Here is a 7773-nt window from a genome sequence, read left to right on the forward strand (position 1 = left end):
CGTCAGAACCGATATCCGACGAGAAGCATCCCTGAAGGCTGGATCTTTTCGACGACAACGGGGCTGTCGGCAGCGTCACCCAAGAGAACGCCGACCCCCGCTTCGCCGCGCACCATCCAGTTCTCGTCGAGCATATATGTGGCGGAAATCGAAAAATCGGCGCGCTTCAAACCGGCGCCGGCATCATAGCGCGCCAGCCCCGAGCGAGCCGATTGTTCGGGCGTGACGCCAAAATAGGCCTGCATGTAATTTTCGTCGGCAAAGACAGCGGACGCGCTGGCGCCGATCATCAACGATTGAGACAGAGGCCGGGTCACCTCGATCCCCACCCTGCCCTCCAGGCCATCGCTGCCGCCGATGGTCTTGTCCAGCTGCGCGAATATTTCGGCTGGACCCAACTTCGCCGCTGCCTTCACGCCGACCGTCGCGCCCATGTCGACGTCCCCCAAGCCGCGCAGATGGTCGGAGTCGTCTTCCTTGCGGCCCATCTCATAGCCAAGCCGAGCGCTGAATGCGAACGGTCCTTGTTCATAGACGGCGATGTTGGCGCCTGTCGGGTCGATCGTCACCGTGTCGAGGAATGTCGCCGTGACGAAAGGCACCGGCATGATCTTGAACTCATTGCTGCCTTCGTATTTGGGGACGATGATGGCGCCGCCGCCAAGCACGACATGCCAGTCGGCCAGCTTCTGTTCGAAACGCCCGAAACGGGAAGGCTCGGGCGGCAGGGTAAAATCATCGGAATTTACCGCAATGGCGTCTGCCGCCAGCGCGCCCTCCGAATGCGTCGAAAGCAGGATTGCCATGGCCGCGAGAGATGCCCGGCCGGCAAATAGTCCAGAGTCGATTTTGGCGAACATGCGCGCTCCAGTATAGCGAGGCCACGAGCCTCCGATGGCGCCAACATGTCAGGTGAAAGTGGCCGCATGCGTTAAGTGATGTTAAGTTTTGTTGCGCAATCGTGGTTTCATCTTGCCGTATGAGAAAGCCATAGCCACGATCTGCCGTGGGGCGTCTCGCGATCGGGGAACAGAACTGTTTCAATCCCGGCCAGAACAGTTCTAATGTCTGCGCTGGAGCAATGTGGGCGGTGTATGGGGAACACAAACGACGACGACGACGAGCGGAGTTTCTTCTCCGAAGCGCCGATGCGACCTGCGGCGAAAGCCAAGGCGACGCTTGACGAAAAGCCGCATTACCTCGGTCACCGCGACCGACTGCGCGAGCGTTTTGCCCTGGCAGGCCCGGACGCCCTGCCCGATTACGAACTTCTGGAACTTCTGCTTTTTCGCCTGATCCCTCGTGCCGACACCAAACCGGCGGCCAAGGCGCTGCTGGCGCGCTTCGGCACGCTGGCCGAAGTGCTCGGGGCGCCGGTCGGCCTCCTGCAGGAAGTCAAGGGCATTGGCCCTGCGGTGGCGCTCGATCTCAAGATCGTCACGGCAACCGCGCAGCGCATGGCGCGCGGAGAGGTGCAGAGTCGCGAAGTCCTCTCGTCCTGGACACAGCTTCTTGCCTATTGCCGGTCGGTCATGGCCTTCGAGGCGCGCGAGCAGTTCCGCATCCTGTTCCTCGACAAGAAGAACGCGCTGATCGCCGACGAGGTTCAGCAGACAGGCACCGTCGACCATACGCCCGTCTACCCGCGCGAGGTGGTCAGGCGCGCTCTCGAACTCTCGGCCACCGCCATCATCCTGGTCCACAACCACCCCACTACCCCTGTTTCGATCACGCTGGATCACGCTCGATACCACTGAAGCATCAAGGAAATAGCCGGTTTTTGTGGGTTGCGTACGGGGGGCGGTTATGGCAAATTGGGAGCGGTAAAAGGGGTAGAAAACGGCGTTCCGATCCCAGCAAACGATCCCCGTTTCTCCTTGACCGATCCCAGTTGCGGCACAGGAGAATGTCATGCCAAGCCTGACCGACACGGCTATCCGACATGCGCTGAAGCGGGTCGAGACAAACCAGAAGCAAGAGAACCTCGCCGACGGCGAAGGGCGCGGCACTGGTCGCCTCGTCCTTGTCCTCAAGCCCATGCCCAAGCGCGTCACCGCCGACTGGATGGCGCAACAATGGCGTGACGGCAAACGGACCAAGAAAAAGATCGGCGCCTATCCGTCAATGTCGCTCGCGCAGGCGCGCGAAATCTACAAGCGCGACTTCGCGGACGTGATTCAGAAGGGCCGCAGCATTAAAATTGCGACGGATACTCGCCCTGGCACGGTTGCCGACTTGTTCGAAGGCTATGTCGCAGCGCTCAAGGGCGCCGGGAAGCCGTCCTGGAAAGAAACCGAGAAGGGCCTCAATAAGATCGCCGACACGCTTGGGCGCAACCGCCTCGCTCGTGAGATCGAGGCCGAGGAAATCATCGAGTTGATCCGCCCGATCTACGAGCGCGGCGCCAAGTCGATGGCGGACCACGTACGCTCCTATCTCCATGCGGCCTTTAGCTGGGGCATGAAATCCGACAACGACTATCGGCAGCAGTCAGCGCGCCGCTTCCGCATTCCCTTCAATCCGGCGACGGGCATCCCCACCGAGCCCAAGGTGCAGGGCACGCGCTGGCTCGACGAGGAAGAGTTCGTGCAACTCTACCGCTGGCTTGACTGCCCGGATACTCCCGTGACGCCTTCCTATCTCCGTGCCGTTCAGCTTTTGATGCTGACCGGCCAGCGGGTCGAGGAGATCGCGCGCTTCCATGTCGATCAATGGGACGCCAGGGAGCGGATCATCGACTGGTCAAAAACCAAGAATCTCCAGCCGCACGCTGTTCCGGTGCCGTCACTGGCAGCCGAGCTGATCGAATCGATCATCCCGAACGAATACGGCTGGTACTTCCCCTCCGCCAAAGATCCATCAAAACCCGTGAGCCATGGCACACTCTACAGCTTCGTCTGGCGCCAGCGAGACCGTGGCGTGATCCCTTACGCGACGAACCGGGATCTCCGGCGCACCTTTAAGACGCTGGCTGGTAAGGCAGGCGTTCCGAAGGAAATCCGCGACCGCTTGCAGAATCACGCGTTGCAAGATGTCAGCTCGAAACACTATGACCGCTGGAATTACATGGCCGAGAAACGTTCCGGCATGGCGAAATGGGACAAGTTCGTCCGCGCCATGCTCGCCAAGAAACCCATGAAGATGGCGGCATGAGCCGTTCTCCATCCAAGCCCGCCCCTCGCAGCGGCAAGATCGACAAGGCCGCCGCCGAAATCGACGCCCAGACCTACGCGACGTTCGTCGGTGATCTAAAACGGAAAATCGTCGACGCTCGTCACCGGGCCAGCCTCTCGGTCAATCGCGAACTGGTTCTCCTTTACTGGAATATCGGCCGCGACATTCTGGACCGGCAGGAGCGCGAAGGTTGGGGCGCCAAGGTCATCGACCGGTTGGCAGGGGATCTGCGTCAGGCATTCCCGGAAATGACCGGGCTATCGGCCCGGAACCTGAAATATATGCGTGCCTTCGCCGAAGCCTGGCCCGATGGCGAATTTGTGCAGCAGCTTGCTGCACAATTGCCCTGGGGCCACAACATGCTCCTTCTCGATGCGGTCAAGCGACCGGAGGAACGCGCCTGGTATGCCCGGCACACGAGCGAGCATGGTTGGAGCCGTAATGTCCTTGCTCATCAGATCGACAGCAATCTGTTCGCCCGACAGGGCAGCGCGCTCACTAATTTCTCACGCACCCTCCCGGCCCCACAATCGGAACTCGCCCAGCAAATCCTGAAGGACCCCTACACATTCGAATTTTTAGCGCTTGGTCCGGAGATGCTGGAGCGCGATTTGGAGCGCGGCCTGATCGAGCACCTGCGGCTGCTAATCATGGAGCTTGGCAAGGGCTTTGCCTTCGTCGGCAGTCAGTATCATCTCGAAGTCGGTGCGCAGGACTATTTCCTCGATCTACTGTTCTATCATCTACGCCTGCGCTGCTTCGTGGTGATCGAGCTAAAGATCGAGGACTTCAAGCCCGAGTTCGCCGGCAAGATGAACTTCTATCTCTCAGCCGTGGACGACCAGCTTCGCCATCCAGATGATCAACCCACCATCGGGATCATCCTGTGCAAGGGCCGCAACCAAGTGATCGTGGAATATGCCTTGCGGGATTCCAGCAAACCGATGGGCGTGGCTCAATATCAGCTCTCCAAGGCTCTTCCGGCCCAGTTCGAACATGAGCTTCCGACGGTAGAAGAGTTCGCGCGCGAATTCCCGCTGATGTCGGTGGTCAGGCTTCGCATCGAAATCGAACGTGCGCTTCGCGACCTCGCCGACAATAGAGGCGTCGTCTTCGACCGGCCCGTTGGCATCATGAACATGCTGCGAGACCTGCGAAAGCATGGGGCGATGCCGTCTAGCACGGATGAGATGCTTAGCGCGTTGCGCATCATGAATGAAGCCTCGCATGGCGTGGACGTCGATCCTGACGCAGCGAAGCGAGCGGTGGAGGCCGGAACAGTCTTCCTGACCGAACTCAGGACGATCAGGGCAGATAACTAAATTGACCGACCACCTCCCGGCGGTAACCTCGCCGGCGACGCCGAAGGGGAACGGATATCAGGCAGCTATCAGCCTGCCCGACGGCGTCGCCATGAGTTCGGCAGAGGCTGGGGAGCCCCGCAACGCCTCCTCAGGGCGCGAACACCGACTAGGCGGCGATGGGATAATCCACATCAACCGTCTCATGCCCCCCGCACGAACACCCACCCCCCGTTTATCTTCCACGAGCGTGCGAGGCCGCGACCCACGAGCCGATTTGCAACGCGATTGACGTCCCAGACGAGTTCGTCGATTGCATCGGCCAGTTCCACGGCGTTGCGCGGCTGAACCTCGTCCATTGCGCCGAGGAGGACCGCCTCGATCTCCGGATTGTAAGGCGGTTCACGGTTTCCTCGCTCATATCGGTCGCACCACAGAATGTGGCCACGCCAGACGATGAAATGGCTTTTACACCCTCCTTCGCGCCACACCGAAGGAAAGAGAGTAAGTCCTTCTCCGCGCATGTCACAGCGCCATGCCTTGTCGGCGCGGCTGTCCAAGTTAATCACCAAGGTTTCGCCGCACCCATCCGGGCACGCCATGACGATCGATCTTGGCCGCGACCGAAACACCATGGATGCATCGCCGGGAGCGTTGAGGATTGCTTCAGCCTGGTCCCTGTACTCGGCATCCCCGACCATCCGGACCATTCGTGCAGGCTCTGTCATTTGTCGCCCCCATTGTGACGTGTTGGCCGGACCGGTAGATTCCAAGTTGAGCCTTTGGCGAAGGCGCCCAGCGACGAGCAGGCCACGCAGTTCGGTTGCACGGCGACAGCCATCTCCTTCACTCGACCGCGAATGCCGTCATACACCTGATAACGTGGCTTGACCGGAACCGGCGTGACAGCGCCGAGCAGCATGGTCATCGCGAGCGAAGTCACGGTAGAGTTGATCGACAGAACTGCCGGCTGAGGTTCGCGCAAACCCTGTACATAGGGGTCCGCCGCGCGCTGCTCCGGAGTCAGCATTTCCCGCCGGATCGCCTCACCGTCGAGCGCGCCCGAGCAACTCAGGCAAGGAAGTCCGGGGGCAAGCATCTGCACCCGCCCCGTGATGTGGCTGACGGCTCCGTTCGCGACAGTGATGCTGACGCCCATATCGATCACGGGCACCAAATACTGATAGGCGGCTTGGTTGACGACCGCCCGGCTCGCATGGGAATCCGTGCACAACAGCACGAAATCAAAGGTTGCGATGAGCTTAGCTACCTCCTCGTCGACGATGTCAGCTTGAAGCGCGACCACCGTGGCATCAGGGTTAATGGCACGGATCATCCTGGCCGCCACCTCGACCTTCGGCTGGCCAACGTCGGAGGGGATTGAGCCGACGAGACGATTAAGGTTCGTCTCCTCGACTAGGTCGTGGTCGATCACCGTGATCCGCGTGGCGCCGAGGTGGGCAAGTTGCTGGCACTCGAGCGATCCCGTCCCACCCGCACCGATCACGCCGAAGTGGAGGCGGCGCAGCAGCCGTTGCCCCGGCGCTCCGAATGCCCGAACCTGCCGGTCGTCGCGTTCCTCATCGGAGACGCCCTGCATGGGCGAATGGAGCATGAGCCTCTCTCCCACTTCCCATACGTCGATCTCATCCTCGTTTCCGAGAAGGCGTGCGCGACAACCCTCGGGCGCGATTACCAGCGCAACATGCGGCACTGGAGCCGCTCGCCGAGCAAAATATGAACCCAGTTCCGTTTCGCCCACATCGTCGACCGACGAGAAACGTGGGTGGCCGGGACTGGCGGGATGCGTGTGGATCGCGATGATGGCCATGCCTGTAACCCGGCTGCGGTTTGCGACCTCGAGAAGGAAAGACGATTTGAGGACCGCAGATAGGCAGGTGCGGCTCTCATATGCATCGTCCGGCACCGGCCCGGCGTCGGCGACGATCCATGTGTCGCTATACGCATCGTGATGGGCATAAGCGATGGCACAGCTCTCCAGGCCATTGGCGTTGAGCAGCGTCGACGCCAGGTCGGAATAGAGAGGTGCGGGAAAGCGGACGCGGCTCATTGGACCTGCCTCATTCGATCGATCACCACATTCATCCACGTCGACAGTGTGTCGCGGTTGGGGTTCCACGGTCCCGTTAGATGCCACGAGAACCAAAGTGCTGGCTCGACGGTCTCCGGGACGGGATTTGATGCCGAATTCTGTGGTGAACCTCCATGTGCAAGAAGGAGATCGGGATCCGCCCAGAAGCAGTCGAGCTGCGCAAACGGATATCCTGGGGGGACGATGAAGCGGATGGTGGTCGACGACTTCGACCACCCCTCCGGCAGGCGAACGCCCGGCACGGTGACGAGCATGGTTCCGCTCGGCAACTGCCGGGTCTGAACGTCGCCGAAGCGCTCCCGCAGCAGCTCCAGCTGCATGTCGAAAACGCCGGGCATCAGCCGAAGTTCGCCTTCGGGACCGACGAGAAGCGGCGGACACCGTGCTTCGGAACGAGGCTCACGGCCTCGTCATCGGCGATGATGCGGTCCGGGTCGTCGCCCTCACCCTCCAGCGACAAGTCATGCTGCTGATCCCAGTCAGGTACCATCGCCTTGATCTGCGCGCCGGTCAGCTTCTTCTTGTCGGTCTCATAGGGCTTGCCGTTGACGAAGAAGGTGTAGCTGACCTTATTGGGCGCCGTGATGAACTTCTCGACGCCGTCTGCGGTGAGATCCGCAGTGGTGTTGGGTTCGATCAGCTTGTCCTTGCCGCCGCGCACCTCCAGGAAGACCGCCTCATCGTCGTTGATGCCAGCGAGCGCACGCAGAACCGCTTCAGGGATGGAGGACCGGCCCCACACGATGCGCGCGTCATTGAGCTTGACGCGGTAGAGCGGGTCGGTGCTGAAGGTGATGAAGCGGTAGGCGGCACGGTCGCGCAGGTCGACCTCCTCGTCCGCCCGGACATCTTCGAAGTCGCCTTCGGGAGTGACCACGAACAGCGAGTGGCCGTCGATGTCGTTGATGCCGGCCTTCTTCAGGATCTGGCGGCCGAGCGGAACCGGATCGTCGAGGATAAGCGGGTGGAAATCGACGCTATCGACAGCGAGCGAGACCCGGTAGCGACCGGGGCGCAGAGGGCGATCTTCCTGCACGGCGAGTGCGACATCGTCGATGTCGGGGTTTTCGATAAGAGACATATTTCGTTTTCCTGTGGACCTAGAGCGGGATGAAATGAGACTGAATCGGCTTGGGATTCCCTTAGGCGTGCAAATCTGATTCAACCTTCATGCTGGGCAAGGAG

Annotated in this window: 8 protein-coding genes; 3 read left to right on the forward strand and 5 right to left on the reverse strand. The window is 60.9% G+C overall.

Annotated elements, in window-relative coordinates:
* Nucleotides 1-2 precede the first annotated feature (2 nt).
* A complete protein-coding gene (locus NKH52_RS27150; protein ID WP_352735282.1) occupies nt 3-860 on the reverse strand; it encodes a MipA/OmpV family protein in 858 nt (285 codons plus the stop codon).
* Between the two features lie 234 nt (nt 861-1094).
* Here NKH52_RS27150 and NKH52_RS27155 point away from each other — a divergent pair, with 234 nt between their 5' ends.
* The 3 genes from NKH52_RS27155 (at nt 1095) to NKH52_RS27165 (ending at nt 4496) form a co-directional block, all read left to right on the forward strand.
* Nucleotides 1095-1757, forward strand: a complete 663-nt coding sequence (locus NKH52_RS27155) for a JAB domain-containing protein (RefSeq protein ID WP_352735280.1) — start codon at nt 1095-1097, stop codon at nt 1755-1757.
* A gap of 154 nt (nt 1758-1911) precedes the next feature.
* Entirely contained in the window at nt 1912-3153 is a 1242-nt protein-coding gene (locus NKH52_RS27160) for a tyrosine-type recombinase/integrase (protein WP_352735278.1), read from the forward strand.
* A complete protein-coding gene (locus NKH52_RS27165; RefSeq protein ID WP_352735276.1) occupies nt 3150-4496 on the forward strand; it encodes a PDDEXK nuclease domain-containing protein in 1347 nt (448 codons plus the stop codon). The genes NKH52_RS27160 and NKH52_RS27165 overlap by 4 nt, the downstream gene beginning before the upstream one ends.
* A gap of 182 nt (nt 4497-4678) precedes the next feature.
* Here NKH52_RS27165 and NKH52_RS27170 read toward each other — a convergent pair whose 3' ends face one another.
* From NKH52_RS27170 to NKH52_RS27185, 4 genes are read right to left on the reverse strand one after another with little or no spacing between them, the layout of a single operon-like run.
* The gene (locus tag NKH52_RS27170; RefSeq protein WP_352735274.1) at nt 4679-5203 is read right to left on the reverse strand and encodes a ubiquitination-like system serine protease family protein; all 525 of its coding nucleotides are present in this window, start codon (nt 5201-5203) and stop codon (nt 4679-4681) included.
* Nucleotides 5200-6546 carry a HesA/MoeB/ThiF family protein gene (locus tag NKH52_RS27175; protein WP_352735272.1) on the reverse strand — a complete coding sequence of 449 codons (1347 nt, stop codon included), beginning with the start codon at nt 6544-6546 and terminating at the stop codon, nt 5200-5202. Before NKH52_RS27175 ends, NKH52_RS27170 begins: the two co-directional genes overlap by 4 nt.
* Nucleotides 6543-6926 (reverse strand): E2/UBC family protein, encoded by a 384-nt coding sequence (locus NKH52_RS27180; protein ID WP_352735270.1) that lies wholly within the window; start codon nt 6924-6926, stop codon nt 6543-6545. The genes NKH52_RS27175 and NKH52_RS27180 overlap by 4 nt, the downstream gene beginning before the upstream one ends.
* Complete coding sequence (locus NKH52_RS27185; protein ID WP_352735268.1) at nt 6926-7669, reverse strand: multiubiquitin domain-containing protein; 744 nt, start codon at nt 7667-7669, stop codon at nt 6926-6928. The genes NKH52_RS27180 and NKH52_RS27185 overlap by 1 nt, the downstream gene beginning before the upstream one ends.
* Nucleotides 7670-7773: the final 104 nt, after the last annotated feature.

The sequence above is a fragment of the Mesorhizobium sp. M1066 genome (genome assembly GCF_040318635.1).
Classification (GTDB): Bacteria; Pseudomonadota; Alphaproteobacteria; order Rhizobiales; family Rhizobiaceae; genus Mesorhizobium.

What these genes read in the sequence shown, in the direction of transcription:
- NKH52_RS27150 (WP_352735282.1), bottom strand. Translation starts at nt 860, where the DNA reads ATGTTCGCCAAAATCGACTCTGGACTATTTGCCGGCCGGGCATCTCTC.
- NKH52_RS27155 (WP_352735280.1), top strand. Translation starts at nt 1,095, where the DNA reads ATGGGGAACACAAACGACGACGACGACGAGCGGAGTTTCTTCTCCGAA.
- NKH52_RS27160 (WP_352735278.1), top strand. Translation starts at nt 1,912, where the DNA reads ATGCCAAGCCTGACCGACACGGCTATCCGACATGCGCTGAAGCGGGTC.
- NKH52_RS27165 (WP_352735276.1), top strand. Translation starts at nt 3,150, where the DNA reads ATGAGCCGTTCTCCATCCAAGCCCGCCCCTCGCAGCGGCAAGATCGAC.
- NKH52_RS27170 (WP_352735274.1), bottom strand. Translation starts at nt 5,203, where the DNA reads ATGACAGAGCCTGCACGAATGGTCCGGATGGTCGGGGATGCCGAGTAC.
- NKH52_RS27175 (WP_352735272.1), bottom strand. Translation starts at nt 6,546, where the DNA reads ATGAGCCGCGTCCGCTTTCCCGCACCTCTCTATTCCGACCTGGCGTCG.
- NKH52_RS27180 (WP_352735270.1), bottom strand. Translation starts at nt 6,926, where the DNA reads ATGCCCGGCGTTTTCGACATGCAGCTGGAGCTGCTGCGGGAGCGCTTC.
- NKH52_RS27185 (WP_352735268.1), bottom strand. Translation starts at nt 7,669, where the DNA reads ATGTCTCTTATCGAAAACCCCGACATCGACGATGTCGCACTCGCCGTG.